The sequence below is a fragment of the Pseudomonas sp. Marseille-Q8238 genome (assembly GCF_965111915.1).
The window spans coordinates 2,271,684-2,297,574 of the sequence record NZ_CBCOPI010000001.1 but is presented as its reverse complement, the minus strand read 5'-3'; the positions used below and the strand labels follow the sequence as shown (position 1 = coordinate 2,297,574).

The 25,891-nt window shown below is 58.4% G+C and carries 27 protein-coding genes; 9 read left to right on the top strand and 18 right to left on the bottom strand.

Annotated elements, in window-relative coordinates:
* Positions 1 to 140: 140 nt before the first annotated feature.
* The 13 genes from flgL to ACWPW0_RS10590 form a co-directional block, all read right to left on the bottom strand.
* Positions 141 to 1,388, bottom strand: coding sequence for a flagellar hook-associated protein FlgL (gene flgL, locus ACWPW0_RS10650; RefSeq protein WP_447591955.1), 1,248 nt, complete (start codon positions 1,386 to 1,388; stop codon positions 141 to 143).
* 12 nt (positions 1,389 to 1,400) lie between these two features.
* Positions 1,401 to 3,431, bottom strand: coding sequence for a flagellar hook-associated protein FlgK (gene flgK, locus ACWPW0_RS10645; RefSeq protein WP_454255307.1), 2,031 nt, complete (start codon positions 3,429 to 3,431; stop codon positions 1,401 to 1,403).
* Between the two features lie 8 nt (positions 3,432 to 3,439).
* Positions 3,440 to 4,621 (bottom strand): flagellar assembly peptidoglycan hydrolase FlgJ, encoded by a 1,182-nt coding sequence (flgJ, locus tag ACWPW0_RS10640; protein ID WP_454255306.1) that lies wholly within the window; start codon positions 4,619 to 4,621, stop codon positions 3,440 to 3,442.
* Positions 4,622 to 4,631: 10 nt separating this feature from the next.
* Positions 4,632 to 5,732: a flagellar basal body P-ring protein FlgI gene (locus ACWPW0_RS10635; RefSeq protein ID WP_454255305.1), complete on the bottom strand. Its 1,101-nt coding sequence runs from the start codon at positions 5,730 to 5,732 to the stop codon at positions 4,632 to 4,634.
* 17 nt (positions 5,733 to 5,749) lie between these two features.
* On the bottom strand, positions 5,750 to 6,463 hold the full coding sequence (flgH, locus tag ACWPW0_RS10630) for a flagellar basal body L-ring protein FlgH (protein ID WP_447591962.1): 714 nt from the start codon (positions 6,461 to 6,463) through the stop codon (positions 5,750 to 5,752).
* Positions 6,464 to 6,527: 64 nt separating this feature from the next.
* Positions 6,528 to 7,313 carry a flagellar basal-body rod protein FlgG gene (flgG, locus tag ACWPW0_RS10625; protein ID WP_447591964.1) on the bottom strand — a complete coding sequence of 262 codons (786 nt, stop codon included), beginning with the start codon at positions 7,311 to 7,313 and terminating at the stop codon, positions 6,528 to 6,530.
* Positions 7,314 to 7,358: 45 nt separating this feature from the next.
* Positions 7,359 to 8,102: a flagellar basal body rod protein FlgF gene (locus ACWPW0_RS10620; protein WP_447591966.1), complete on the bottom strand. Its 744-nt coding sequence runs from the start codon at positions 8,100 to 8,102 to the stop codon at positions 7,359 to 7,361.
* A 195-nt stretch (positions 8,103 to 8,297) separates the two neighbouring features.
* The gene (locus tag ACWPW0_RS10615; protein WP_454255304.1) at positions 8,298 to 9,794 is read right to left on the bottom strand and encodes a flagellar hook protein FlgE; all 1,497 of its coding nucleotides are present in this window, start codon (positions 9,792 to 9,794) and stop codon (positions 8,298 to 8,300) included.
* A 67-nt stretch (positions 9,795 to 9,861) separates the two neighbouring features.
* Complete coding sequence (flgD, locus tag ACWPW0_RS10610; RefSeq protein ID WP_454255303.1) at positions 9,862 to 10,527, bottom strand: flagellar hook assembly protein FlgD; 666 nt, start codon at positions 10,525 to 10,527, stop codon at positions 9,862 to 9,864.
* A gap of 23 nt (positions 10,528 to 10,550) precedes the next feature.
* Positions 10,551 to 10,994, bottom strand: coding sequence for a flagellar basal body rod protein FlgC (flgC, locus tag ACWPW0_RS10605; protein WP_447591972.1), 444 nt, complete (start codon positions 10,992 to 10,994; stop codon positions 10,551 to 10,553).
* A gap of 14 nt (positions 10,995 to 11,008) precedes the next feature.
* Positions 11,009 to 11,416 (bottom strand): flagellar basal body rod protein FlgB, encoded by a 408-nt coding sequence (gene flgB / locus ACWPW0_RS10600; RefSeq protein ID WP_447591973.1) that lies wholly within the window; start codon positions 11,414 to 11,416, stop codon positions 11,009 to 11,011.
* Positions 11,417 to 11,778: 362 nt separating this feature from the next.
* The gene (cheR, locus tag ACWPW0_RS10595) at positions 11,779 to 12,606 is read right to left on the bottom strand and encodes a protein-glutamate O-methyltransferase CheR (RefSeq protein WP_447591975.1); all 828 of its coding nucleotides are present in this window, start codon (positions 12,604 to 12,606) and stop codon (positions 11,779 to 11,781) included.
* A 44-nt stretch (positions 12,607 to 12,650) separates the two neighbouring features.
* Positions 12,651 to 13,583 (bottom strand): chemotaxis protein CheV, encoded by a 933-nt coding sequence (locus ACWPW0_RS10590; protein ID WP_447591976.1) that lies wholly within the window; start codon positions 13,581 to 13,583, stop codon positions 12,651 to 12,653.
* Between the two features lie 82 nt (positions 13,584 to 13,665).
* Here ACWPW0_RS10590 and flgA point away from each other — a divergent pair, with 82 nt between their 5' ends.
* From flgA to ACWPW0_RS10570, 4 genes are all read left to right on the top strand, one after another.
* Complete coding sequence (flgA, locus tag ACWPW0_RS10585) at positions 13,666 to 14,421, top strand: flagellar basal body P-ring formation chaperone FlgA (protein ID WP_447591978.1); 756 nt, start codon at positions 13,666 to 13,668, stop codon at positions 14,419 to 14,421.
* 134 nt (positions 14,422 to 14,555) lie between these two features.
* Positions 14,556 to 14,894 carry a flagellar biosynthesis anti-sigma factor FlgM gene (flgM, locus tag ACWPW0_RS10580; RefSeq protein WP_447591980.1) on the top strand — a complete coding sequence of 113 codons (339 nt, stop codon included), beginning with the start codon at positions 14,556 to 14,558 and terminating at the stop codon, positions 14,892 to 14,894.
* Between the two features lie 50 nt (positions 14,895 to 14,944).
* Complete coding sequence (locus tag ACWPW0_RS10575) at positions 14,945 to 15,415, top strand: flagella synthesis protein FlgN (RefSeq protein ID WP_447591982.1); 471 nt, start codon at positions 14,945 to 14,947, stop codon at positions 15,413 to 15,415.
* A gap of 79 nt (positions 15,416 to 15,494) precedes the next feature.
* Entirely contained in the window at positions 15,495 to 16,244 is a 750-nt protein-coding gene (locus ACWPW0_RS10570) for a flagellar brake protein (RefSeq protein ID WP_454255302.1), read from the top strand.
* 27 nt (positions 16,245 to 16,271) lie between these two features.
* Here the strand turns inward: ACWPW0_RS10570 and ACWPW0_RS10565 are convergent, their stop codons facing one another.
* The 3 genes from ACWPW0_RS10565 to ACWPW0_RS10555 all read right to left on the bottom strand — a co-directional run bounded on the left by ACWPW0_RS10565 (position 16,272) and on the right by ACWPW0_RS10555 (position 19,102).
* A complete protein-coding gene (locus ACWPW0_RS10565; RefSeq protein WP_454255301.1) occupies positions 16,272 to 17,615 on the bottom strand; it encodes a glutamine synthetase family protein in 1,344 nt (447 codons plus the stop codon).
* A gap of 81 nt (positions 17,616 to 17,696) precedes the next feature.
* A complete protein-coding gene (locus ACWPW0_RS10560; protein WP_447591987.1) occupies positions 17,697 to 17,933 on the bottom strand; it encodes a glutaredoxin family protein in 237 nt (78 codons plus the stop codon).
* A 44-nt stretch (positions 17,934 to 17,977) separates the two neighbouring features.
* Positions 17,978 to 19,102, bottom strand: a complete 1,125-nt coding sequence (locus tag ACWPW0_RS10555; protein ID WP_454255300.1) for a DUF5610 domain-containing protein — start codon at positions 19,100 to 19,102, stop codon at positions 17,978 to 17,980.
* A gap of 328 nt (positions 19,103 to 19,430) precedes the next feature.
* Between ACWPW0_RS10555 and ACWPW0_RS10550 the strand changes: the two genes are divergently transcribed.
* Positions 19,431 to 20,735, top strand: coding sequence for an OprD family porin (locus ACWPW0_RS10550; RefSeq protein WP_447591991.1), 1,305 nt, complete (start codon positions 19,431 to 19,433; stop codon positions 20,733 to 20,735).
* 53 nt (positions 20,736 to 20,788) lie between these two features.
* On the opposite strand, the gene ACWPW0_RS10545 is transcribed toward ACWPW0_RS10550, so the two are convergent.
* Positions 20,789 to 21,997 (bottom strand): ammonium transporter, encoded by a 1,209-nt coding sequence (locus tag ACWPW0_RS10545; protein WP_454255299.1) that lies wholly within the window; start codon positions 21,995 to 21,997, stop codon positions 20,789 to 20,791.
* Positions 21,998 to 22,342: 345 nt separating this feature from the next.
* Between ACWPW0_RS10545 and ACWPW0_RS10540 the strand changes: the two genes are divergently transcribed.
* The 4 genes from ACWPW0_RS10540 to ACWPW0_RS10525 all read left to right on the top strand — a co-directional run bounded on the left by ACWPW0_RS10540 (position 22,343) and on the right by ACWPW0_RS10525 (position 24,624).
* Positions 22,343 to 22,657: a DUF883 family protein gene (locus ACWPW0_RS10540; protein WP_447591994.1), complete on the top strand. Its 315-nt coding sequence runs from the start codon at positions 22,343 to 22,345 to the stop codon at positions 22,655 to 22,657.
* Positions 22,658 to 22,673: 16 nt separating this feature from the next.
* Positions 22,674 to 23,054 (top strand): phage holin family protein, encoded by a 381-nt coding sequence (locus ACWPW0_RS10535; protein ID WP_447595660.1) that lies wholly within the window; start codon positions 22,674 to 22,676, stop codon positions 23,052 to 23,054.
* Positions 23,051 to 23,368 (top strand): hypothetical protein, encoded by a 318-nt coding sequence (locus ACWPW0_RS10530; RefSeq protein ID WP_447591995.1) that lies wholly within the window; start codon positions 23,051 to 23,053, stop codon positions 23,366 to 23,368. The genes ACWPW0_RS10535 and ACWPW0_RS10530 overlap by 4 nt, the downstream gene beginning before the upstream one ends.
* Before the next feature lie 92 nt (positions 23,369 to 23,460).
* Positions 23,461 to 24,624: an EAL domain-containing protein gene (locus tag ACWPW0_RS10525; RefSeq protein ID WP_447591997.1), complete on the top strand. Its 1,164-nt coding sequence runs from the start codon at positions 23,461 to 23,463 to the stop codon at positions 24,622 to 24,624.
* A 13-nt stretch (positions 24,625 to 24,637) separates the two neighbouring features.
* Here ACWPW0_RS10525 and ACWPW0_RS10520 read toward each other — a convergent pair whose 3' ends face one another.
* On the bottom strand, positions 24,638 to 25,750 hold the full coding sequence (locus tag ACWPW0_RS10520; RefSeq protein WP_454255298.1) for a GGDEF domain-containing protein: 1,113 nt from the start codon (positions 25,748 to 25,750) through the stop codon (positions 24,638 to 24,640).
* Positions 25,751 to 25,891: the final 141 nt, after the last annotated feature.

Genomic DNA, 25,891 nt, shown 5'->3' with positions numbered 1-25,891 from the left:
AGGATCTTCGCCTGCGTTCTATGCACAAACAAATGCAAAGAGAGAGTCTCCGGGGGCGTGCATCCATACCCATCGATACAGGCAACGCAGTCACGCCACTACTACACAACCGACAGCAAAGGATGAATCTGAATAGCTCTTTACATCTTGTTGAACAAGGTCATCTGAGAGATTTTCACATAGCTCTGCTGTGCAGCTTCCAGAACCAGGCTTTGCATGGACAGCCGTGACAGCGCCTCGGCATAGTCCAGCTCTCGCAGACTTGCCTGAACTCCTTTGTTGACCAGCGCCACATCCTCATTGTCCGTCTGTGTTGTCTCGATAATGTTCAGACGTGCACCAATGTCTCCGCGGGCACTGTCAACACTGGTACTGGCAGTAGCCAGGTTGGTCAGCGCCAATGCCACCGCATCGCGAACCTCGTATGCACCTTGAGGAGTGTCAGGTGCCCCTTCGAGGGTGCTGCGCAGCTGAGCGATGCTATCAAGAAGGCCGACCCTGTACCGGCTGGGGTCGTCTCGTATGGTAATGGTTTCCCCACCGACCGGCTCACCGTCAAAGCTCAGCGCGACCCCACGGAATACCAGTTGATCGCTCTTCTTGGGATCATCGTCCATCTTGCCATCCGCCAGCGCAGGCGCGGTGGTACCGGCGGCAAAGACCTGATAGCTACGGGCATCCGGGGTGCCGAAAACAATATCTACACCTTGAGGTGGAAAAGCCGGATTGCCGGAATAGGCCACTTCATCTTGCACAAGGGGCGCGGAGACCCCGAGCGTCGAGCCGGGTGGCGATACAGTAATCGTACGATCCAGGCGCCCAGCGTTGATATTGTTCTGGAAGATCTTCTTGCCATTGTCACTGATCGGCACCTGGAGTGAACTGGCTATCTCCAGTTGGCGCTGCCCCTCATCACCTTGGTAGCTGTAACTACCATCAGCACCTCGCACAAAGGGCTGACTTTTGCCCTGAAAGCCCGAGAAAATGTATTCGCCACGGGCATTCTTGGTGTTGAGCAGCCCGAGTAACTCGTCCTCCCTCTCACGCAGCTCCGACGCAATAGACTGCCGGTCAGAGGCATTCAACGCCCCATTGCCCGCATGCCCTGCCAGTTCCTGAATACGCAGCAGTACGGTGTTGACCGAGTTGAGGGTGACCTCTTCCTGGCTCAGGCTGTTCTTGGCAGCTCCCAGGTTGTCGCTGTACTGCTTGAGTACGCCTTGCTGATGCTCAAGTTGCAGCAGACGTACGGAGGCTACCGGATCATCCGCCGGTGTGAGAATTCGGTTGCCGGTACTGATCTGCTCTTGAGTACGCGTGACATTGGCGTAATTGCGCTGCAGGCCCTGCACACCATTGTTGAATGCCTGAAGAGTGGAAATGCGCATTGAGGGCCTCGTTTATCGGAACGTACTGATCAGGGTATCGAACAAAGATCGAGCAACTTGAATGATCTGTGCCGACGCGTTGTAGTACTGCTCGAACTTGATCAGGTTGGCGGCCTCCTCATCCAGATTCACCCCTGACAAAGAATCACGGCTGTCTTGGGCCTGCTTGAGGATGGTCGTGGTGGCATCCGTGTCCAATCGCGCCTGTGCGGTGCGTGTGCCAACGTACTCGATCAGCTCACCATAACCATCGGAAAAGTTCGTACCGGTAGCGATATGACTGACGCTGGCATCAAGCCCAACCGTGGCTTTTTGCTGCAGATTCACGAGTTTCAGTCCATTGCGGTTATCGGACACGCCGTTCTGGTTGAAGCCTACACTGAACTGGTCGCCATCCTCGGGCCGGCCGTTGAGCGTGAAACGCACACGACTGCCATCGGCGAGGGTCATCTCGTAGAGGTTGTCCTGCCCTGGCTGGAACTCCGGAGGCACAGCGGGCGCCCCGCTGCTGTCCAGCCGCGTCATCGTGGCTCCAGCCGGCAGCGTGAAGTTACCGGTGGCCGCATCGTAGGTCAGGCTCAACGCTGGCGTCAGCGCAGCTTTGAGAGCGGTCATGTTACTGCCGGCACCGAAGGCCATCAGGTCGGGCTGAGTAATACGTCCGGTGCCCTTGTTCTGCTGGCCGCTCTCCGAGCGGACCGGTGCAGCAAAAGCCAGTTGATCCGCCTGGTCCAGGCTCTTGGCAATCTCAGTCGCACCACGCCGCGTGGGTTGCAATTGGAAGGTATCGCCGGCCATTGGCGGCGGTGTACCCATCACGATCTGGAAACCTTGATCACGTCCCTTGCTATCGATCAGGGTCAAGGTACCCGGTGGGTTGTTCTGCACGGTCATCGGTTCGTTGTCACTCAACCGGCGCGCCGTGTAGTTGGTGCCATCGAACTCCAGGCGATAGTCACTGGTCGTCAGGATGGAGCTGTTGGTGATGTTCAGAAGCGGACGGGAATTACCCAGGTTGTCAGCATTACCGAGCACCCGTAGTGCCGCTTGCCCAGGCTCATTGAAGTCCTTGAACAGTGCCGTACCGACCTCTCCCTTGAGGTCCAACCCCTGCCCCAGTTGCTGGTTGATCTGGTCAGCAATGGCCAACGCCAACCGCCCTACCGAGTTGTAGGTAGTGTCCAGCACATCCTCGCGGTAACGCAACAGCCCGCCCATTTCCCCGCCTTGGAGCTGAGCAGTGATCGACTGACGAGAATTGCCGACGACGAACTGCACTTCCGCACGATTGGGGTCATTGGCGCCGGGCACTACTTCCAAGCGGTTGGCATTACCGCCCAAGACCAGGGGCTGGCCGCTGCCAATGAAGATGTTCTGAATGCCATCGTCCTGGGTGACCACAGTGACGCCGATATATGCCGACAGTTGGCGCACAGCCTCATCACGGGCATCCAGCAGGTCATTGGGTTGCTGACCACCAGAAGCTGCTCTACCAATCGCATCGTTCAGGCTGGCGATCGAGCCAGCCAGGCGATTGATCTGGTCAGTCACTGCGCTCATCTGCTTGTTCAGCGATACGTTCTGCTGATCGAGACGGTCATAGACGGTGTTGAAGCGACGTGCCAGCCCATCGGCCTCGGCCAACACCAATTGCCGCGCTGGCATATTGGCCGGATCTTCTGACGCGGTCTGTAGCGCGGCAAAGAAGCTTTTGAGCGAGGGGCTGATACCCGTGGTGGTGCCAGCCAACAGCGAGTCAAGTTGATCGATCTGGCTCTGATAGGCCGCAGCCTCATTGGCCAGCGAAGTGCTTGCGCGCAACTGGGTCGTCAGAAACTCACTGTAGAAACGGCGCACGTCGGTGAGCGATGTGCCCTGACCGATGTACCCAGCTCCCGAGAACTGCGGCGGACGCGTTTCCTGAACCGTACCCTGGCGAGAAAACCCAGGGGTGTTGATGTTGGTGATGTTGTGACCGGTCACCGACAACGAGGTCTTGTTTGCTGAAAGGCCGGAAAGGCCGATGCTCAGAAGGTCTGCCATGGCTCAGCCTATATGCTCGTGGTGGAACCGTCCGCGGCTGCTATGACCTGGTAGGTCTGCATCTGCCGGGCGATCTGGGCAATCTTGCGGGCGTATTGCGGATCGGTGGCATAGCCTGCCGCCTGCAGCTCACGCACGAACTTCTCGGGCTTGTCGGCAACGTCCAGGGCATCCTGATAGCGGCCATTGCCCTGCAGGAAATCCACATAGTCATTGAAGCTCTGTTGATACGAGCCATAAGCACGGAACGAAGCAGCTTCCTTGACGGGCTTGCCGTTGTTGTACTCGGTGGTCAGCACCCGCGCCGACTCACCCTGCCAGCCGCCGTGGGCTTTGATGCCGAACAGGTTGTGGCTGCTGGATCCGTCTTGCTGGCGAATGATGGACTTGCCCCAACCGGTTTCAAGGGCTGCCTGAGCCACCAGATAGCGCGCATCGATACCGATTTTCTGCGCGGCTTCCTCAGCCATCGGCAGCATGGTCTCAATGAACTCCTTGGCCGATCCGAACGCCGACTTGCCAGTCGCGAGCGGTGGCTGGGCCACGCGCCGACCACTGATCGCATCACCATCGTTCAGGCTCAGGGGTTTGTCGCTACGTACCGCCCGAGCTTGCGCCGGGACCCAATCTGTACCTGCCAGAGGTTGCGCATCACCTGCCTGCTCCGTGGGCACGATCCCAGCGAGCAGACGGTCGGTAAGCTTGCCCGGCAAGCTCAAGCGCCGCTGGTTGAGCAACTGCGAGTCATCGCGACTTACCGGAGCATCGCCCTTGAAGCCACTCGGAGCTGCAACCACGCCAGCAACATCACCGGCCTTGGCGAAGGGGTTCGGCCGCTCGCTGCCACCGCCACCGCGCATCTTGTTCAGCTGCCGCTCCAGCACATCGGCCAGCCCGATACCGCCTTTGTTTTTCGACAGGGTCACGGCTAGCTGCTGGTCGTACATGTCCTGGTAGGTCTTGCTTTCGTTGCTGTTCATGAAATTGCCTTCGCCGAACGATTCGTTCGCCTTGCGCATGGCTTTCATCATTTCGTTGAGGAACAGCGATTCGAATTCCTGGGCGACCTTCTTGATGTTGCCATCGCTGTCACCCCCCACCTTGAATTGGCTAAGGCGGTTCAGGTCGGTGTAGGCACCGGTGTCGTAGGGCTTGCCAGCAACCAGGCCGGCCGAAAGTGGGGTATCCATGGCGGCCTCCTTAAATCACGATCAGGTCAGCCTGGAGTGCGCCTGCTTGCTTGAGCGCCTCGAGGATGGCCATCAGGTCGGACGGAGCGGCACCCACCTGGTTAACCGCGCGAACGATTTCATCCAGTGTGGTGCCGGGGCCGAACTTGAACATCGGCTTGGCCTCCTCCTCCGCATTGACGCGGGAGCGTGGCACCACGGCTGTCTGCCCGCCAGAAAGCGGTCCGGGCTGGCTGACGATCGGATCTTCGGTGATGGTGACGGTCAGGCTGCCATGGGTCACCGCAGCAGGCTGCACTTTGACGTTCTGGCCAATGACGATGGTGCCGGTACGTGAGTTGATGATGACCTTGGCCACCGCCTGTCCGGCCTCGACTTCGATGTTTTCCAGCACCGAGAGGTAATCCACCCGCTGATTCGGGTCCAGCGGCGCACTGACCCGGATCGATCCACCATCCAGCGCCTGGGCCACACCTGGGCCCAACAAGCCATTGATCTGGTCAACGATGTTCTTGGCGGTGGTGAAGTCCGGGCGATTGAGGTTCAGAACCAGGCTATTGCCCTGATCGAAGCCGCTGGGAACCGGGCGCTCGACCGTGGCACCAGCCGGGATACGGCCAGCAGACGGAATATTGACGGTGATCCGCGAGCCATCTGCGCCACCGGCATCGAAACCGCCCACCACCAGGTTGCCCTGGGCGATGGCGTAGACGTTGCCGTCGATCCCTTTCAGCGGGCTGAGCAACAAACTGCCGCCACGCAGGCTCTTGGCGTTACCGATGGAGGAAATCGTGACATCGATGGTTTGCCCTGGCTTGGCAAACGGTGGCAGCTCCGCATGAATGGAGACTGCTGCCACGTTTTTCAGCTGCACGTTGCCGCCACCCGGCGGCACCTTGATGCCGAACTGGGCCAGCATGTTGTTGAAGGTTTGCAGGGTAAATGGCGTCTGAGTGGTCTGGTCGCCGGTCCCGTTGAGGCCGACCACCAGGCCGTAGCCGATCAACTGGTTGGTACGCACACCCTGGATGCTGGCGAGGTCTTTCAACCGTTCGGCCTGGGCCGTGCCGGCCATCAGCAGCAGGCAGAAAATGCCAATCAGACGATTCATGCTCACAGTCCCCCTGCTTAGAACGGCCACAGCGGGCTCATGAAGAAACGGTCGAACCAGCCCGGCTGGCTCGCATCGGCAAAGGTGCCAGTGCCTGAATAGGTAATGCGTGCATCGGCAACCCGAGTGGACGGCACGGTGTTGTCGGTGGAAATGTCGTCGGCACGTACCAGGCCGGCAATGCGCACCAGTTCGTTACCGGTATTGAGGGTCAGCCACTTCTCCCCGCGTACAGCCAGCACGCCATTGGGCAGTACTTCGGATACCGTCACAGTGACCGAACCGGTCAGGCTGTTGCCCTGTGCCGCAGCGCTGTTGCCCTTGTTCGCCCGTGAACCGCTGTAACTGGCTTCCAGACCAAGGTTATTGGTCTTCAGCGGATTGAGGCTGCTGTTCGGGTTGTTGATCCCTACGCCACCGCCGAACAGAGAAGTCAGACCCATGCTGGTGTTGCTGGTCTTGGTCATGTTCGAGTTGGCTGACTTGCTGGCCTGCGTGCGCTCACTGAGGGTGATGGTGATGATGTCGCCAACACGGTAGGCCTTGCGATCGTCATACAGGTTGGTTTCGAAACCCGATTGGAAGATCGCGCCATTGCTTTGTGCGGCGGGCATCGGTGTGCGCGGCAATACCGGCGCGTAGTAGGGGTCGTCCGGCTTTGGCGGAGGCGACACACAGCCGCTCAGGGCGATGGCGCTCAGCACGGAAACAAGAGTAATCAGCCGGTTCATAACCACGTACCTCACGGCGAACGTATTGCTCAGGCAGTCACCGGCTCTCGCCAGCGATCACGCGTTAAAGTTGTTGCGTAATGAAAGACAGCATCTGGTCAGCGGTGGAGATGACCTTGGAGTTCATCTCGTAGGCACGCTGGGTGGTGATCATGTTCACCAGTTCCTCGACCACACTGACGTTGGAGTTTTCCAGGGTGTTCTGCAGCACCACGCCCAATCCGGTCAGGCCTGGTGTACCGATTTGCGGGGCACCACTGGAGCCCGTCTCAAGGAACAGGTTGTTGCCGATGGCTTGCAGACCAGCCGGATTGATGAAGTCGGCGGTCTGGATATTGCCGATCACCTGAGGGGCTGGATTGCCGAAGGTGGTGATAGAGGCAGTGCCGTCCTCACCCACGGTGAATGTCTGGGTTTCCGGCGGCAGTACGATGGCCGGCTCCAAGGCATAGCCTTGGGAAGTCACCACCTGGCCATCGGAGTTCAGGTGAAAGCTGCCATCACGGGTGTAGGACACCGTGCCGTCCGGCATCATGACCTGGAAAAAACCACGTCCGTTGACTGCGATATCCAGCGGCTGCTCGGTCGTTTGCAGGCTGCCCTGGGTGAACATCTTTTGCGTACCGGCGATGCGCACACCGGTACCCAACTGCAGGCCGGACGGCAGCTCGCTGTCCTGGCTCGACTGAGCGCCAGGCTGCTTGCGGATCTGATAGAGCAGATCCTCGAATTCGGCGCGATCACGTTTGAACCCGGTGGTCGAAACGTTCGCCAGGTTGTTGGAAATCGTGGTCAGGTTCATGTCCTGAGCGGACAGACCGGTTTTACTGACCCAAAGTGCCGGAAGCATTGTCTTCTCCTCGAACGCCGGTTTTACGGCGTTTCGCGCTGGTAATTAGTTGATTTGCAAGACTCGCGCCATGGCGCTCGAGTTCTCTTCGGCGGTGTGCATCATCTTCACGTGCAGCTCGAACTGCCGGGCCAGGGACATGATCGATGTCATCTCCTCCACCGCATTCACGTTGCTCGCTTCAAGAAACCCGGACGTCAGTCGTGCATTAGCGTCGGCTTCGATGGGTTGCGTCTGATCCTTGACCCGGATCAGGCCATCGGCGCCCTTCTCCATGGTTTTCAGATCCGGGTTCACCAGCTTGATCCGATCGACCTCGGCCATCACATTCGGAGCCTCACCGAGAGCGCGAATGGTGATGGTGCCGTCCTGGCCGATCTCTACTTTCTGCTCTGGCGGAATCGCAATAGGGCCGCCATTGCCGAGAACCGGCAAACCGTTGCCGGTGCGCAATTGACCAAGGGCGTCGATCTGCAGGCTGGCGGTGCGCACATAGGCCTCGCTGCCATCGGCGGACTGCACGGCAATCCAGCCCTGCCCATCGACGGCCACGTCCATGTCACGCCCGGTCTCCTGCAGCGAGCCTGGGGTGAAATCAGTCCCGGGGCGCTCGCTCATGGCATAGACCCGCGACGGGAAATGCTCGCCGAATACCGGCATCGAACGGGCTTGTTCGAAATCCCGGCGGAAACCGGTTGTGGAGATGTTCGCCAGGTTGTTGGCGTGGGCACGCTGGGCCATGGTGTTCTGGCTGGCGCCAGTCATGGAAACGTACAGCATCTTGTCCATGTTCTTCTCCGCGGGTCGGCACTTGCCGCTCATTACTCTGTTGACAGAGATATAGCAAAGCGTGTGCCACACCAGAGAAAAACTCTCAAACTATTGATTAATAAAGAATTTAAAAAACAAAAAAGCTCCATAAGGAGCTTTTCGACGACGATATCGGCGATGCCTTGCCGCAGGCGGCAAGGCATCGCCAGCCCATCAACGCAGGTTGATGATGGTCTGGGTGATCGCACTTTCGGTTTCGATGGTCTTGGCGTTGGCCTGGTAGTTGCGCTGGGCCACGATCAGGTTGACCAGTTGGTCTGACAATTCGACGTTCGACCCTTCAAGCGCGCCGGACTGCATCGCCCCCATGGTCCCGCTGCCGGGCGTACCGATCACAGGCTCGCCCGATGCCGAAGACTGGACCCAGGCCGTGCTGCCGATAGGCGTCAGGCCTTGCAGGTTGGCAAAGTTGGCCAGTGCCACCTGCCCCATGACCTTGGATTCCTTGTTGGTGTAGCGGGCAAAGATCACCCCGTTTTCGTCGATCTCGATACCGGCCAGCTCACCCGTGGTGTAGCCGTCCTGATTGAGGCTGTTGACTGCAAAACTGCTGGCGTACTGGGTGCTGCCGCGCATGTCGAACTTGATACCGGCCACGTTGGCCGCTGCCTGGTTTGGCCCCCAGACTGGCGGAACCGAGTCATCTGGAGCGGACGGTACCCAGTTATTCATGTTCAGGGTGCCGTCGGCATTCACGGTCAGCCCGGTAGCCGTGAGCTGATTCAAGTCCAGCTTGCCTGCCGAGGTGAACACCAGGTTGGCCGTGGCCGGTGTGGTCGCAATTTGCTCGGAGGCATTGAAGACTGCAGCGGCAACGCTCGCCGCCGTAGCGCCAGGCTGCGCTTCAGCTGCAGTTGCAGCAGCAACAACACTGGGATTACCCCCAGCCACAGATGCCAGCACACTGGCAGGCGTTGCACCGGCAGCCGCCGCAGCAGCGTTAGCCGCTTGTACCGAAGCAGCGTCACCCGAAGCATTCGCCGGATTACGTCCATCGACAAGAATATGCATGTCCCACGTGTTGGCACCGGTTTTCACGAAGTACTGCGTGAACGAGTGAGCATTGCCCTGAGAGTCGAAGATGGTGGCCGAGGTCGAGGAGTTGTAACTGGCACTGTCCTTCGGATTGAACGCCACCGTGGTAATCGGCGTGTTCGTCGAGTTCAGGTTGAACGGTTGGGTAATCACACCCGTTGGTCGCGGCGCCTGATTGCTCTTGTCGATACGCAGATCACCCAACTGGCCATTGAGCAGGTTGCCGTTGGCATCCACCCCATAGCCCTGCAAGCGGTAGCCCAGGTTGTTGACCACATTACCGTCACGGTCAGTGCCAAAATAACCAGCACGGGTATAGCTGATTGCCCCATTGTTACTGGTAACGAACATGCCATTGCCGTTGATCGCCAGGTCCAGCGGGTTCTGGGTGTAGTCCAGGTTCCCCTGCTTGAACAGCTGCGAGACGTTGTTAAGCAGCACACCACTGCCTTGCGGGTTACGACCACTACCCAGGATAGACGCCGAGTACAGATCGCCGAACTCGGCGCGCGACTGCTTGAAACCTGCCGTGCCGGCGTTGGAGATGTTGTTGCCGGTTACGTTGAGATCGCTACTGGCAGCACGCAGGCCGCTCAGGCCGATGTTAAACGACATGGTGTTCTCCTAGCCGGCTGTCCGGCACTGTCAAACGATAAGGGGTTGGCCTGGGGCCACACTCGAATTACTGGCCGATGACCTGGACCTGGGAAATCGGAATACTGCCAATGCCTGCCAGATTGAGCAGCAATTCACTGCCACCCAGGACTACGCTGTCGACATTCGCCGGAAGCATGGTGTAGAGCCCTTTGGTCTCGTTGCCGTAGGTCGCATGTGCCTCGAACTTGTACTTGCCGGCCGGCATTTCTTCGCCGTCGCTGTTCTTGCCATCCCAGGTGAAATCGATATTGCCGGCCTTCTGCTCACCCATATTGATCCGCGTGACCAGCACACCTTTGTCGTCATACACGTTGAAGTACACGTTGCTGCTGCTGGCTGGCAGCACCATTCTGGCCTTGAAGGGCTCCGACGTATCCACGATGGCTTTGTCGGTCGGGACGATGACCTTGCGACCGACCAGGGAAGATGCCTGCAGCGCCTGCGAGGACTGATAACTGGAAAGCAACGAACCCATGCTGGAATTGAGTTTCTCGATCCCCTCTACCTGGCTGAACTGCGCCAGTTGGGCAATGAACTCACCATTGCCCTGTGGCTCGAGCGGGTTCTGGTTATTCAACTGCGCCACCAACAGGTTGAGGAATTCGTTCTTGCCGAGATCCTTGTTCTGCTTGGGTTCTTGCTTTATCTGGTACTGATCAAGCACCGAGTTATTAACGCCACTAACGCTCATTCTCTACACTCCTCGCTGGTGGCTTATTGGCCCAGTGTCAGTACACGCTGCATCATCTGCTTGGCGGTGTTCATCATTTCCACGTTGGTCTGGAAGGCACGACTGGCAGAGATCATGTCAGCCATTTCCTCGACCACGTTGACGTTCGGGTAATACACGTAGCCCTTTTCATCCGCTGCCGGATGGTTGGGCTCATAGCGCGGCATCAGGGTGCTTTGGTCTTCCACGATGCCCAGCACCTCGACGCCACGCCCGGACGCATCCTGATCAGCGAACAACGAACCGCGATCACCCTGCATGCTCGAATTGAACACGGTGGCAAACACCGGGTGGCGAGCGCGGTAAGTCTGGTCGATGCTCGACGAGACCGTTTCGGCGTTGGCGATGTTGCTGGAAATGGTGTTCAGGCGAGTGCTCTGCGCGCTCATGCCGGTTCCGGCGATATTGAAGACACTGGCGAGTGACATGGCATCGTTCTCCTTTATTCGCCGCGCAGGGCGCTGACCAGCCCTTTGAACTTGCTGTTGAGCAGCGTGAAGCTGGCCTGGAACTGCACCGAGTTCTGCGCGTAGTTGGATTGCTCCTGCTGCAGATCAACGGTGTTCTGATCAATCGAGGGGCTGAATGGGGTACGGAAGCGTAGGGCCGGATCGGCCAGCTCGATGCCCATGCCCGCTATGTGACGGCTGCTGGTCATGTTCAGGTTGAAGTCACCACGTTTGGCCTTCTCGCTTTGCTGAGCCAGCACAGCGGAAAAGTCGAGATCACGTGCTTTGTAGTTCGGTGTATCGGCGTTGGCGATGTTGTTGGCCAATACCTCGGCACGCTTGGCGCGAAAGCCTAGGGCCGTTTCGTGGATACCGAGTGCACTGTCGAAGCTGATGCTCATGATCTTTAACCTTTGCCGCTGGGCAATCTGGTGTGGCGTACCAGACATTTAGCAAAGGCCATGCCATTTTTAATTATTCTTATATATCAATGGTTTACTAACAAATCGTGATAAGGAAAAGCGGCAAGCGGCAAGCCTTTACCGCTCTCTGGCAAGGTAAGCGGCAATGGTTTTGCCGCATCGGCAAAGTACGTATCCGTTTTTTCGCCCTCCCCAGTGACAATTCACATGCGTCCAAAAATTGCCAGGAGCTATTTTTAACGCCGCCCGAAGAGGGTCGACGCGCGGCTGTTATGGATAACAGGGCATAAAAAAACGGGAGGCCATTGGCCTCCCGTTTTACTGACTTGCTCGTCCGTCGGTCATTTGACCTTATAGATAATGCCAGGGCTGCACTGCACCATCTGGTAGAGGTCCGGCAATCCATTCAACGCCTCAGACGCCCCCAGGAACAAATAGCCGCCTGGTTTGATCGTGGCATGAATGCGCGTGAGGATGTCTTTCTTCACCTCAGCGGAGAAGTAGATCAACACGTTGCGGCAGAACACCACATCGAACTTGCCGAGGCTGGCATAGCTGTCCAGCAAGTTCAGCGCACGAAACTCAACACGACTCTTTATTGCCGGCTTCACTGCCCAACGGCCTGGTCCCTTGGGATCGAAGTAGCGCTGCAGCCTTTCCTGGGACAGACCGCGTCCGATGGCCAGGCTATCGTACTCCCCCCCCTTGCATGCGGTGAGCATCGAGCCGGAAAGATCCGTGGCAACGATCTGTACGCCGCTTTTCAACAACCCCAGGTTACTTTTCTCGAACTCATCAATGGTCATCGACAGCGAGTAAGGCTCCTGCCCCGAAGAACAGGCAGCCGACCAGATGCGCAAGCGCTGACCGGCGCAAGCCTTGATCATCTCGGGGAGGACACGGCTCTTCATGACCTCGAAGGGATAGCCATCACGAAACCACAGCGTTTCGTTGGTGGTCATGGCATCGACGACCTGCTCCCGCAACCCACCGCGGGGCTGCAGTTGCATCTTCTGCACCAACTCCCCCAGCGTCTTGATGCCCTGTTGTTCCATCAGCTTGTTGAGGCGACTGGACACCAGATATTGCTTATTGCTGCCCAGCAGAATACCGCAGGCCTTTTCCAGAAAAATCCGGAACTGCTCGAAATCCAAATTGCCAGAAGACACTCGTGCCGCCTCACCATGCATATAAACCGCAGAGGTCTGAACCCTCAGCCCCCATCCGACACTCGGATACGCTCAACCACACGAGAAGCAAGGTCATCCGGACGGAATTTCGCCAGGAAATCATCCGCCCCCACTTTTTTCACCATCGCCTGATTGAATACACCCGACAGGGAAGTATGCAGAATCACATGCATGTTCTGCATCCTTGGATCAGAGCGAATTTCCGCCGTGAGCGTATATCCATCCATTTCCGGCATTTCAATGTCGGAAATCAGCATGAGAAATTCCGTCTCCGGCTTCTTGCCCTCCTCAACCATCTTCAGCAGGTACTCATACGCCTGGCGGCCGTCGTTGAGCGCTACCACTTCCACTCCGACGCTCTCCAGACAACGCGTGACCTGCTTGCGCGCCACCGAAGAGTCATCGCAGATCAGTACACGCTTGGTGCTGGCCTTCACCTGGGTTTCAACGTCCACCACCCCTTCAGAAATGCTTTCCGACATAGGGGCAACCTCGGCGAGGATTTTCTCCACGTCGATGATTTCCACCAGTTGCTGATCCAGTCGCGTAACCGCAGTCAGGTAGTGATCGCGGCCCGTTCCCTTGGGTGGCGGATGGATCTCTTCCCAGTTCATGTTGACGATGCGCTCGACCGAACGCACCAGAAACCCCTGAACCTTGGTGTTGTACTCGGTGATGATGACAAAGCTGTTTTTCAGGTCATCCAGCCCGGCACGGCCGGTTGCCATCGCCAGATCGAGAATCGGGATCGTGCCGCCACGGATGTTCGCGACGCCCCGTACCACACGGCTCGACTTGGGCATGATGGTGAGCTTGGGGCATTGCAGCACCTCCTTCACCTTGAACACATTGATCCCGTACAACTGCGGCCCATCGAGGCGAAACAACAGCAGTTCCAGGCGGTTCTGTCCGACTAATTGGGTACGCTGGTTAACCGAGTCCAATACTCCGGCCATGCCAGACTCCTTATTGATCTATATGTATCCGAACATCCAGCTCTAGCGTAGCAGGCGGCACGGGCCTTGCTTTACTGCAGCCATGAACGCAATAACGACACTTTACCGACGCATGATGGCGAAACGCCGCAACCTGGCTGGTGTTTTACCTGCTTTGTGGCTGCTCGGCTATAACCCGATTGCACAGGCAGATACGCTACCTGAAGAGCTTATCGGCGCCACTGAGGGCTTTCTTGAGTTCACGGTTGAAGACTATCTGCAGCGAAGCGAGATCGAGGCGCGCCATGAAATCCGCGTAGCACCGCTCGATCCTCGGCTGCGCCTGGCTTCCTGTGACAGAGATTTGACACAAGCGCTGCAAAGCACGGGGGCTCCGGTTGGCCGAGTGACCGTCAAGGTCAGTTGTGAAGGCAGCTCGCCCTGGAGCATCTTCGTACCTGCGCAAGTCAGTATCTTTCGTCAGGTTGTCATCCTGACCCGCCCACTCAAACGTGATGCCGTCATTGGTCTTGGCGACATCGGCATGATGGAAAAAGATGTAGGATCGCTGGGCCGCGGTTATCTTACTGATCCCAACCAGGCGCTGGGCAAAAAATTGACGCGTCCCCTGCAAGCCGACCAGATTATCGTGCCAGCCATGCTGCTCCTGGCAGAATCCGTACGCCGCGGCGATCATGTGATCATCAGCGCTCGCAGTGGTGGAATTACCGTACGCATGCCAGGCGAGGCCATGGCCAGCGGGGTTCTTGGAGAACAGATCAACGTGCGCAACCAGCGCTCGCAACGCGTCATTCGTGCCCGTATTACCGGCCCTGGCCAGGTCGAGGTGGGAATGTAGGCATGTTTTTTGTAGCGTGATGAGTTGATGATTTCCTACACTGTTAAACAACGCACACTTTTGTGCCCTAAAGTTCCGACGGGAACGGCCGATAAGCCAGGCAAGCGTCCATATACCGTCCGAGGTTTTGAATCATGGTTATCGACTTCAACCGACTGAACAATGCTGCCACGCCTGCCGCTACAGGCCGTGCGGGCAATGCCCAGTCCAGCGGCCGCACTGAAGCCGTCGGCAGCAACCCGTCCAGCACATTGCCTACCGAAGAGCAGGCAAAAGCCGGCAAGAGTGGCGAGTCGGTACAACTCAGCCGCGAAGCCCAGCAGTTGCAGCAAGCCAGCGACAAGCTGCGTGACTTACCTACCGTCGATAAAGAACGCGTTGCCAAGCTGAAGCAAGCCATCGCAGATGGCAGCTATCAGGTCGACAGCAAGCGCGTCGCCAACAAACTGCTCGACTTCGAATCCCAGCGCTAGTCTCACGGCTGCGCTGGGGGATATTGGACGCCCAAACCCCAGAGCCAGCGATGACAGACACCACCTTGCTTCAACTCTTCACCGACGATATCGGCACCGCTCAGCAATTGCTTGAGCTGATAGAAGCTGAACACCAGGCCCTCAATGAGCGTGATCTGGCACGTCTGCAAGATATCCTCACCCAGAAACTCCCTCTGCTCAGCCTGCTCGACCAACACGGCACTGAACGTGCGGATGTACTCACTGCTGAGCAACTGAGCCCGGATCGTGAGGGGCTGCAAATACTTGCTTCCCGCTCGACGGAAGGTTCCTCCCTGCTTGCTCGCAGTGAAGAGTTGAATGAATTGCTAGCCCAGTGCCGCGAAGCCAACCTGCGTAACGGACGCATCATCCGCTCCAACCAGGCCTCGCTTTCCAGCGTCATGAGCATCCTGCGTGGCGGCGACGCAACCCCTGGACTCTATGACAGCCGAGGCAGTGCCGCTAAGATCGGCCAGCAACGCCCCCTCAGCCAAGCTTGAGTAATGACTGTGTCGCTGGGATAGAAGGCAATATGCCATTATCCTAGCGACCTATTTTGTGCCTGGAGACTTTTGGACCGTGTCCAACCCATTTGCCGAGGAAGATGGTCCGCAACCCCCGAAGGTGCTGACGGCGCCATTGGAGATATTTGCCAGCCTGCGACAGCTGCAGCAGGACAACGACCCGCTCATCATCACCTTCAAAGACCGCAGCCAACGTTTCCAGAGCTATCTGGTCGAAGTCAACCGTGAACGCGGGCTACTGGCCCTGGATGAAATGATCCCCAATGAAGGGGAACGCTTCATCAAGGCCGGCGAACCGTTTCGCATCGAATCCTTCCATGAGGGCGTGCGGATAGCCTGGGAGTGCGAAGACCCGGTACATATTGGCGAATTCCAGGGCGCACCCTGCTTCTGGTGTTACATGCCGGAGAAGGTGATCTATCACCAACGCCGCAATGCCTATCGCGCTGCCGTACAGACCACCCAACTGGTCGCGATCGAACTGGCGGGCGGCAAACTGAGCCGCCCACTCAAAGGGCAGATGCTGGATGTCTCTGCAACCGGCTGCAAACTGCGTTTCGAGGGCAATATCACCTCTCGCCTGCAGCCTGGCCAGGTGTATGAGCAACTGCGCGTACAGCTGCCATTTGGTGTCATGACAACCGCCGTCGAGCTGCGCCACCTCTCCTACGAAGAGAAAGTGGACACCAGTTTTGCCGGTTTGCGCTTTCACCGCATGAGCGGACTGGAGCAGCGTCAGCTCGAACGCTTCGTCTATCAGTTGCAACGCGAAGCTCGCCGCGAAGACAGTGACCAACTGCCCTGATCCCAGGGCAGCGCCGTCTACTATTTGTTAGACCTGCCCGGCCAGTACCCGCCGCTCCCAAGGCGTGATCTCATCGAGGAAGCTGAGCAACTCCATGTGCTTGCTGGCGATGTAGCCCTCGATAAACTCCGCTCCGAAACAGTCCCGAGCCAGTTGGCTGTGCTGCAAACGCTGCAATGCTGCATGCATGGTGCACGGCAGGCTCAACGCCTCCGGCACACTGAACTCACCCTGAATGGACTCCTCAGGCTGGATACGCTGAAGCAGCCCATGCAACCCGGCCGCGAGGCTTGCAGCCAATGCCAGGTACGGATTGGCATCGGCGCCGGGCAAGCGATTCTCGACGCGACGTGCCACTGGAGCACTGGCCGGAATGCGCAGGCCTGCCGCGCGATTGTCATGCGACCAACACGCATTGTTCGGTGATGCATAGGGATGACAAAGGCGCTGGTAGGAATTCACGTTTGGCGCGAACAGAGCCGTGAAATCAGCCAGCGCCGCCTGCTGCCCACCAATGAAGTGATGAAACGCCGGGGTCGGGTCACCAGCGGCGTCGCTGAAAATGTTGCTACTACTCCCCTGCTCCACCACGCTTTGATGAATGTGCATGGAACTGCCAGGTGTATTCGCAAGCGGCTTGGCCATGAACACGACGTTGAGACCATGCTTGAAACCCACTTCTCGCAACAGATGCTTGAACAGGAACGTCTGGTCGGCCAACTGCAATGCATCGCCGTGCAGCAGATTGATCTCGAACTGACTGACGCCCATTTCATGCATAAAGGTATCGCGCGGCAGCCCTAAGGCCTCCATGCTGCGATACACCTCGCTGAAGAATGACCGCAAGCCATTGCCGGACGACACGCTGAACGCCGAACACCCGCTTTCGCGCAGCCCATCCAACCCCAGGGGTGGACGAAATGGCTGCTGGGGATCGACATGCCTGTCGAAGATGAAGAACTCCACCTCGGTCGCCACAACCGGTTGCCACCCCCGCTCGGCATACCCTGCCAGTACCTGCTTGAGCAGGGCACGCGTAGAGAGCCCAGACGCCCGACCATCGAGTTCATCGGCATCGCAGATGGCCAGCGCACGCGGCGGATCGCTCCAGGGCAAGCGATAGACGCTAGATAGCTCGGCTGTCAGTTGCAGGTCGCCATCGTCACTGCCGTAGAAGCGTGCAGGCGGATAGCCACCCATGACGCACTGCAGCAAAACGCCTCGCGCCAATTGCAGCCGACGCCCCTCGAGAAAGCCAGCAGTGGTCATCACCTTGCCGCGCGGAACACCATTGAGATCCGGGGTGACACATTCGACTTCATCAATACCGAGCAAACGTTCGGCAAGCGAATGGCGGTCATCGAGAGGCATTGGGAATTGTCCTTGATGCGTTCAGACCGCATGCGCGGCAATCTGTACAAAATACGCATCAGGCGTTCGGGATATCAAGCATCAGCTCAGGAAGTGCACCACCTGATCGGCATCGAAGGGCCAATCCAGCTCGGCCCCGGTATCACATCGGCGCAGGATAGGAATGCGCAGACCATAGCGCTCGACCCAATCCTCTCGATCAGCGATGTCGATCAACTCCACCAGCAATCCATGCTCGACGAACGGCATCAACACAGCCTCAGCCACTTCGCACAAGTGGCAGCCCAAGGTTCCGAACAACTGACATTCGGGGAGCATGACCAGCGCCTCCAGCTATGACGAGAGGCGCAGTCTAACCGCCATCAGACCTTGGCGGAATCTATCGCCTGTGGCGCGACCAATCCCTGCAACCCGGAGAGCAATCGCTCATTGAGCGTTTTGGCCTTATCCAGCTTCGATGCATCGAAACGCTCATCGAGACTGAAACCACCTTGCAGCAGTTGTTGCAGGACATCTTTTGCGTTGTCGGCCAGGCTGCTGGTGCTGCGCAAGGCGTCCAACAGGCTTTGCGCGTAGTCGAGCAATGCACCATTGACGGCCGTACCCTCCTGAGCAACGGCCTGATAGGTATCCGTGGCCTGGTGGACGCTGCTCTGCGTCAGGCGCAGCGACAAGGAGGCCAGCTGAGAACCGTCCATGTCCAGTTTCAACGCACGATCAAATGCCCCACTCAGATCGCCGGCATAGAACTTGTCCGAAATATCCTGAACCTGAGTGAACAGTTTCTTGAGGGCGGTGATTTCATCCTCATCCAGTTCCCCGTCCACCTGTACCTGCCACGCACCAATGCGGATGCTACCGGACTCACTCTGGCTGACCGCTACCGTTCCGGAACCATCACTGGCCAACGCAGCACTGCTTTTCGACCAGTCTGCCGACGCCTTCGCAATGGAGACGCTCAGACGATCACCGTCACGCGTGGTGATCTGCATGTCGAACGTCTCTGCCTGAGCGACCAGCCGTGTACTCGACGCCGCCAGGGCCCCGCCAGATGCACTGACCGGGGTGCCAGACAAGCTGTTTTGCAGTGACTTCAGGCCGGACTGAATCTTGTCGTAAGTAGTATTGATGTCCTCGGCAACCTTGCCCTTGAGCACACCCATGCCATCCAGAATCTTGCGGGCTTCAGCAAAACCCTTTTCCACTCCCTCCTTCGCCTGGTTCAGGAGTTTTTCCAGCTTGCTGGTATCGGCACCGGCAGCCTGCTCCCGTTGCAAACGCTGCTCGATGAAACCCATCAGGCGATCTGCCACCTTGTCGGGAGTGAAATCATTGTTGGTGCCACTCAGTGCACCTGGCTGCAGACCCAACCGATCCGTCAGGCGATTGGCCAGGGTGGCCTGCGCATCGGTGTTGCGCGTATTGCTCGCGATAGTGGCTGACAAGGGTCGCGACAGAACAGGAAACAGATTGGTCAGCTTGTTCATGGCAGAGATCTCGACAAGATATCTACAGATAGAGCGGCCGATTGCGCCGAACCTTGAGCCACCCCGACAAATGGCCTGCTGTAGGCCATGCCCTGGTCGACCAGGCACAGGGGCGACAACGACACTGGAAACGCATGCCGACGATCAGAAACGCATGCGGTTCCCACTCACGATGAGGCCGAGCACCCGGCGATGGGCTGCTAACTGCGCTGTGTGCAGTGACTCGACCAATGTCTAAAGGTGGCGAGCGTTACGAAATGTTTTAGTCACCTGGCTGTAATCAGGGCGGCCATCCGACCTGCAAAACTCCCAGCCGAGGACAATAACAATGAGCAAGTCCCCTCTCGCCCTTGGCGTGGCACTCGCCGCGCTGGGTACCAGCCTCACCCTGCCGAACCTGGCACACGCCGACTTCATCAAGGACAGCAAAGCCAGCCTGGAACTGCGCAATTTCTACATGAATCGCGACTATCGCCAGGACGGTAACCCCAACCCGCCCGCCGTGACCGGCAAGACGCCAACCGAATACCGCAGCAAGTCCGAGGAGTGGGCTCAGGGTTTCCTGCTGCGTTACGAGTCAGGTTTCACCGAGGGCACGGTGGGCGTGGGTGTCGATGCCATCGGCACCCTGGGCGTCAAGCTGGATTCCGGGCGCGGCACCACCGGCACCGGCCTGTTGCAAGTCGACCGGGAAACCGGCAAGGCCCAGGATACCTATGGCGACCTGGGTGTTACTGCCAAGGTGAAGATCTCGCAGAGCGTGCTCAAACTTGGCACCCTGATGCCCAAGCTGCCCACCGTTGGCTCCAACGACACGCGCCTGCTGCCGCAGAGCTTCCAGGGTGGCTGGCTGAGTTCTTCCGAACTGGAAGGCCTGACCATCGACGCCGGCCAACTGAGCCGCGTCAACCAGCGCGACTCTTCGGACCACGAAACCATGACCATGACGGGCGGCAATGGTCGTGGCTTCACTGGTACCGGTGGCGTCACCAGTGACGAGTTCAACTTTGCCAGCCTCACCTACAAGTGGAACAACCAGCTCACTACCGCGTACAACTACGGTGGGCTGGACAACTTCTACAAACAGCACATTCTCAATGCCGTGCACGTCCTGCCCATTGCCGAAGGCCAAAGCCTGAAAACCGACGTGCGCTTTGCGCGCTCGACCGACGATGGCACCACCAACGTCGATAACAAGGCGCTTGGCGCCATGTTCACCTACTCGCTGGGTGGCCATGCCGTTGGCCTGGGTTATCAGAAGATGAGCGGTGACACCGGTTTTGCCTACATCAACGGGACCGACCCGTTCCTGGTCAACTATGTGCAGATCGGCGACTTCGCCTTCAAGGACGAGAAGTCCTGGCAGGTGCGTTACGACTTCAACTTCGCCAGCATCGGTATTCCCGGCCTGACCTTCATGACCCGTTACCTCAACGGCGACAACGTCGACCGTGGTGCCGGCGTGTCCGAGGGCAAGGAATGGGAGCGCAACACCGACATCGGCTACGTCTTCCAGGAAGGCCCGCTGAAAAACCTCGGGGTGAAGTGGCGTAACGCAACCGTGCGCTCGAACTTCGGCAACGACCTCGATGAGAACCGCCTGATCGTCAGCTACAGCTTGCCACTCTGGTAACAAGCGACAAAAACAAAGCCCGCCAACTGGCGGGCTTTTTCGTGCTTTGCACATCAGTCCTGGCTGTTGGCACCAATCTTGTGGATCGACAGATCCGCGCCGTAATACTCCTCTTCCTGGCTCAGACGAATCCCCAGCGACACCTTGAGTACGCCATACACCGCAAAACCACCGAGCAAGGCCACGACCACACCCAGCCCAGTACCGATCAGTTGGCTGAACAGGCTGACGCCACCAAGACCGCCAAAGAACTGCTGACCGAAGATCCCGCAGGCGATACCGCCCCAAACACCACACAGGCCATGCAGTGGCCAGACGCCCAGCACATCGTCGATTCGCCACTTGACCTGAGTCGCGGTGAAGGTCCAGACGAACAAGGCTCCCGCTATCGCCCCGGTAACCAGCGCACCAACCGGATGCATCAGGTCCGAGCCGGCACAGATTGCCACCAGCCCGGCCAACGGCCCGTTATGCAGAAAGCCCGGGTCATTACGCCCAACTAACAAGGCAGCCACGGTGCCACCCACCATCGCCATCAGCGAGTTGACTGCGACCAGGCCGCTGATGCTGCCCAATGTCTGGGCACTCATCACATTGAAGCCGAACCAGCCGATGATCAGGATCCAGGAGCCCAGGGCGAGAAAAGGAATATTCGAGGGCGCAAAAGCCACCAATCGTCCATCACGATAACGACCATCGCGCCGCCCCAGCAGGATCACGGCGCCAAACGCCAACCAGCCGCCCATGGCATGCACCACCACGGAGCCGGCGAAGTCATGGAAGCTCGCACCGAACTGCTCAGCCAGCCAAGCCTGTAGGCCCAAGTTTCCATTCCAGATCAAACCCTCGAAAAAGGGATAGACGAACGCCACGATCAACAGGGTCGCGCACAGCTGCGGGCCGAACCGCGCACGCTCGGCGATGCCACCGGAAACGATCGCGGGAATCGCCGCGGCAAAGGTCAGAAGGAAGAAGAACTTCACCAGTGGATAGCCACTGTCTGCCGTCAGTACCGCGGCCGGCTGCATGAAGTTGATGCCATAGGCCACCCAGTAGCCGATGAAGAAATAGGCGAGTGCCGAGATGGCGAAGTCAGAAATGATCTTCGACAAGGCATTGACCTGGTTCTTGTGACGTACCGTCCCCACTTCGAGAAAGGCGAAGCCCGCATGCATGGCCAATACCATGATCGCGCCAAGCAGAATGAACAATGTATTGGAACCGTGAATCAGGGTTGCCACGGCACTGTCGAGATTTTCCATCGTGCTACGCACTCCAGCAGCAGAAAGCACCAAAGCAGTTCAATCGCTCGCCATGCCGCACCACAATGAAGCCAGAAGGACCTGCCTGGTTGGCATGTGGTGACCCGAGCCGGCGCACGGGCGATGGGCAGTCAGAAATCAAAGCTAGGATTTTTCTATGTTTTTCATGTTGTTGGCGCAAAAAACCGGCATCAACCCTCTTCCCTGGAACGCTCGAATAGAGGGCAAGTTGACCGTCCGCGCACCATGAAAATGCAAGCGCTGTACCAGAGATTGGTTTGAACCATCTGCGCTCCGTGGTACTCCTACCGCTAGGAACCCTCAGCAACGCCAAGGAGACATCTCATGCCACGCAAAACCACTTCGGCCGCTCAAGATGAACTGATGGCTGACTTCAAAGCACTGGTCGGCGACACCGAAAAATTGCTGCAACACACTGCGGAACTCGCAGGCGATCAGGCCGACGAGCTACGTGAGCAACTCAGTGCCAATCTCAAACGTGCCCGCGACACCCTGCATAGCACCGAGGAAAGTCTGCGTGAACGTGGTCGCCAGGCTGTCGAAGGCGCCGAAGATTATGTGCAGGAGCACCCATGGCAATCGGTAGGTATTGCTGCCGGCGTCGGCTTTCTGCTCGGCCTGCTTGCTTCTCGGCGTTGATCCCATGAGCCTCGACATGGAGTCGGGCTCGTCCTCGACGGGCCAATCGCCATCGCTGCTGCGTTTGTCAGCAGCGTTCCTGGGCCTGCTGCACGGCCATGTCGAATTGTTCGGCATGGAACTGCAGGAGCAGAAAACCAACAGCCTGCGCCTGCTGCTCTTTGCAGGCCTGGCCTTGCTGTGCAGCTGTCTGCTACTGCTCAGCTTATCGACCCTGGTCCTGATTGCGCTGTGGGACACCTACCGCCTGCACGCGATCCTTGGCCTGTGCCTGTTCTATGCACTGGCCACGTTGTTCTGTGCGGTACGTCTATACAGTGTCCTCAACGACGAATCCTCGCCGTTCAGTGCGACGCTGGAAGAACTCGCCCGTGACCGGGAGCGCCTGTTGCCATGAACCTGCCAGACCTTCCCCGTAACGGTTCTCGCCGCGAGATGCGCAAAGCGCTGATTCGTATGCGCCTGGAACTGCACCGCCAGGAACTGCGCCATGAAACCCAGGTTCTGACCCGCCCCTTGCGCCAGGTTCGCAGCCTGGCCACGGAGTTGCCTCAGAGTCTTGGCCTCAAGCACGCACCACTGTGGGGCATCGCCGGCGTTACTGCAGTGAGCTTTCTGCTGGCTCGCGGCGGCGGTGCCAGTCACTGGCTGAACATCGGCATGCGCCTGCTACCGGCCCTGTTGAAAAACCTGCGCGCTGGAAAAACCTGATCCCGAAGACAACTGGCCACATTCTTGCTATGCCAGAGCGGCTGTCACTTATGTGTCAGCCCTCCTCTGGCTCTTGAAGTAAGGATGTATCCGTGATCGACGGGCACCCGCTTGCCTGCTTCCAACCCTTCATTGACACCGCCACTGGCCGTATTGCCGGTGTTGAGGCGTTGGGACGTCTGCGCCAACCTGATGGTCAGTTGCTGTCGGTTGGCCCCCTGTTCACTGACCCCAAGGTCTCCCCCGCAAGCTTGAGGCGGCTGGACAGGCAGATCCGTGACGATGCCCTCAGTCGCTTGCATGAGGCTCCGGAGGACTGGTTCCTCAGCATCAACATCTCGCCACGCTGGATCAGCAAACTACGACCCAACCAGTTGCTGCCGAGCCTCAAGCAACTGCAGAAATACGGAATCCCACCACAGCGCGTGGTATTCGAGATCACCGAGTTGGGTGGCGGCAGCCAGAAACTGCCTGAAGTCGTCGCGCGTTATCGCGAAGCAGGGGCCCGCATCGCCATCGACGACTTCGGTGCCGGTTACTCCCAGCTTGATCGCGTACTGGCCCTGCAACCGGACATCCTCAAACTGGATATGCGCCTGTTTCAGGAAGCCGCTCGCGGCGGGCCAAGCGGTGAAGTCGTCAAGGCACTTGCGCAAATGGCGGAAAAGACCGGCTGCTGGATCATTGCCGAAGGCGTGGAAACCGAAGCCGAGCTGGATTTCGCCCTGGAATGTGGTGCGCGCTACGTACAAGGCTTTTTGTTCGCCAAACCGGACCTGGCGTTCTTCCCTGCCGACGCGTTCGTTAATCGCTTCGCCAAACTGCGCGACCGCTACGTGCAGTACAAGCTGGCCGAACGGGCCAGGCTGATGAGCCTGCGTTTGCAACTGACCGAACTGATGAACCGTCTGCGGGATTGGGCAGAGCACGAACAACCGCTTAGCGCCCTGCCCGACCCACTCACCTACCCCTGGCTGCTGCGTATTTACCAATGCGATCGCAACGGCACCCAGCTCACACCGAATCTGGAGTGGGACGGCGCTGCCTGGCAGGAGGATGCTCGCTACCTCGGGCACAACTGGTCGTGGCGTCCGTATTTCTACCAGTTGCTGGCCGAGGGCTGGGAGGAACGTCGCCTGACACTTTCCACTACCTACCGCGACGCCACCACCAACCAGTACTGCCTCACGGCAGGCCAGTTCATCGACAACGGCGCGCGCCTGCTGCTATTGGATATCGACGCTGCCGGCCTCTGAGCAATCGCCTCGGTCAGATACGGATCGAGCGCGGTACGGTAGCCATTTCCATACGGTTGCGGCCGTTCTGCTTGGCCTTGTACAGCGCCTTGTCCGCCCGTTCGATCAGGCCGGGAATATTTTCCTGCTGATGATACTGGGCCACGCCAATCGACGCCGTGACGCGAAACCCCTTGGGCAATCCTTCATAGGTCGTCGTCGCCAATCCTTCCTGAATGCGCTTGAGGCAATGCTGAGCCATCTCGATGGAGGTTTGCGGCAGGAACAACAGAAATTCCTCGCCGCCATAACGCGCAAAGAAATCGGTGCTGCGCAGCAGCGGTTGGATGGTAGCGGCAAAGCTCTTCAGCACCGTATCGCCTGCCTGATGACCATGGGTGTCATTGACCCGCTTGAAGTGATCAAGGTCGAGCATGCAGACGCAGAACCCGGCTCCCCCACGGTCTGTCCGGTTCTTCTCGTGGCTGAGCATTTCCAGCAGGTAGCGTCGGTTGTAGACCCCGGTCAGTTCGTCGTGGGTCGCCAGCTCGGTGACCTGCCGCAAGACCTCCTGCAAATGCGCGTTGCTGGTCACCAGCTTCTTGCGTAACTGGTTGATGCTGCCACCCAGCACCGAGATAAACGGCAGGAAGATCGAAAAACTGCACCAGAGCACAGCCTCCACGCCCAGGTTGAATTGTTCGCCTTCGACCTCGCGCACCAGCGGCAGCGTCAATCCATAGGCAAAGATGGTCAGCAGGCTCATCAGCAACAACTGGCGCGTATGCAGCTTGTAGGAGCCAAACACCATAATGATCAGCAATACCACCAGATAGGCTCCACGTGCCTCTCCCGCATAGATCTGGGTAAACAGCACCAGAGCGATGGCCGCTGCCATCTGCGCGATGGTCAGGCTGGGGTCTTTGAAGCGCAGATTGAAGCCGAAGCGGAAGGCCAGGTAGAACGCGAGGTTGATCACGACGGCATACACCGCCCAGACCAGCATCACCCAACCGGGCGAAAGCCCGTTGTACAGCGCTACCGCCTGGGGTACGCCACTGAGGAAATACATGGCCACACTCATCAGGAAACGACGAATGCGCAGTTGCTGGTGCGAATCGGCGGGCAGCAAGGTGCTGGAAATCACGTGCGTTGTTCTCTTTTTTGTAGGTGCATACGCGATATCACGACGATATCACCCCGCCTGAACACTGCATACGCCAGCCCACGCACCGCCCGTCGCCTGCCGGACGGACCTGCAATTACCCCCAACAAGGCGGCGCACTAC

Excerpts from the sequence above, each read along its gene's own strand:
- flgL (WP_447591955.1), bottom strand. The coding sequence starts at position 1,388 with ATGCGCATTTCCACTCTTCAGGCATTCAACAATGGTGTGCAGGGCCTG.
- flgK (WP_454255307.1), bottom strand. The coding sequence starts at position 3,431 with ATGGCAGACCTTCTGAGCATCGGCCTTTCCGGCCTTTCAGCAAACAAG.
- flgJ (WP_454255306.1), bottom strand. The coding sequence starts at position 4,621 with ATGGATACCCCACTTTCGGCCGGCCTGGTTGCTGGCAAGCCCTACGAC.
- ACWPW0_RS10635 (WP_454255305.1), bottom strand. The coding sequence starts at position 5,732 with ATGAATCGTCTGATTGGCATTTTCTGCCTGCTGCTGATGGCCGGCACG.
- flgH (WP_447591962.1), bottom strand. The coding sequence starts at position 6,463 with ATGAACCGGCTGATTACTCTTGTTTCCGTGCTGAGCGCCATCGCCCTG.
- flgG (WP_447591964.1), bottom strand. The coding sequence starts at position 7,313 with ATGCTTCCGGCACTTTGGGTCAGTAAAACCGGTCTGTCCGCTCAGGAC.
- ACWPW0_RS10620 (WP_447591966.1), bottom strand. The coding sequence starts at position 8,102 with ATGGACAAGATGCTGTACGTTTCCATGACTGGCGCCAGCCAGAACACC.
- ACWPW0_RS10615 (WP_454255304.1), bottom strand. The coding sequence starts at position 9,794 with ATGTCGTTTAACATCGGCCTGAGCGGCCTGCGTGCTGCCAGTAGCGAT.
- flgD (WP_454255303.1), bottom strand. The coding sequence starts at position 10,527 with ATGAGCGTTAGTGGCGTTAATAACTCGGTGCTTGATCAGTACCAGATA.
- flgC (WP_447591972.1), bottom strand. The coding sequence starts at position 10,994 with ATGTCACTCGCCAGTGTCTTCAATATCGCCGGAACCGGCATGAGCGCG.
- flgB (WP_447591973.1), bottom strand. The coding sequence starts at position 11,416 with ATGAGCATCAGCTTCGACAGTGCACTCGGTATCCACGAAACGGCCCTA.
- ACWPW0_RS10590 (WP_447591976.1), bottom strand. The coding sequence starts at position 13,583 with ATGGCCGGAGTATTGGACTCGGTTAACCAGCGTACCCAATTAGTCGGA.
- flgA (WP_447591978.1), top strand. The coding sequence starts at position 13,666 with ATGAACGCAATAACGACACTTTACCGACGCATGATGGCGAAACGCCGC.
- flgM (WP_447591980.1), top strand. The coding sequence starts at position 14,556 with ATGGTTATCGACTTCAACCGACTGAACAATGCTGCCACGCCTGCCGCT.
- ACWPW0_RS10575 (WP_447591982.1), top strand. The coding sequence starts at position 14,945 with ATGACAGACACCACCTTGCTTCAACTCTTCACCGACGATATCGGCACC.
- ACWPW0_RS10565 (WP_454255301.1), bottom strand. The coding sequence starts at position 17,615 with ATGCCTCTCGATGACCGCCATTCGCTTGCCGAACGTTTGCTCGGTATT.
- ACWPW0_RS10560 (WP_447591987.1), bottom strand. The coding sequence starts at position 17,933 with ATGCTCCCCGAATGTCAGTTGTTCGGAACCTTGGGCTGCCACTTGTGC.
- ACWPW0_RS10555 (WP_454255300.1), bottom strand. The coding sequence starts at position 19,102 with ATGAACAAGCTGACCAATCTGTTTCCTGTTCTGTCGCGACCCTTGTCA.
- ACWPW0_RS10550 (WP_447591991.1), top strand. The coding sequence starts at position 19,431 with ATGAGCAAGTCCCCTCTCGCCCTTGGCGTGGCACTCGCCGCGCTGGGT.
- ACWPW0_RS10545 (WP_454255299.1), bottom strand. The coding sequence starts at position 21,997 with ATGGAAAATCTCGACAGTGCCGTGGCAACCCTGATTCACGGTTCCAAT.
- ACWPW0_RS10540 (WP_447591994.1), top strand. The coding sequence starts at position 22,343 with ATGCCACGCAAAACCACTTCGGCCGCTCAAGATGAACTGATGGCTGAC.
- ACWPW0_RS10535 (WP_447595660.1), top strand. The coding sequence starts at position 22,674 with ATGGAGTCGGGCTCGTCCTCGACGGGCCAATCGCCATCGCTGCTGCGT.
- ACWPW0_RS10530 (WP_447591995.1), top strand. The coding sequence starts at position 23,051 with ATGAACCTGCCAGACCTTCCCCGTAACGGTTCTCGCCGCGAGATGCGC.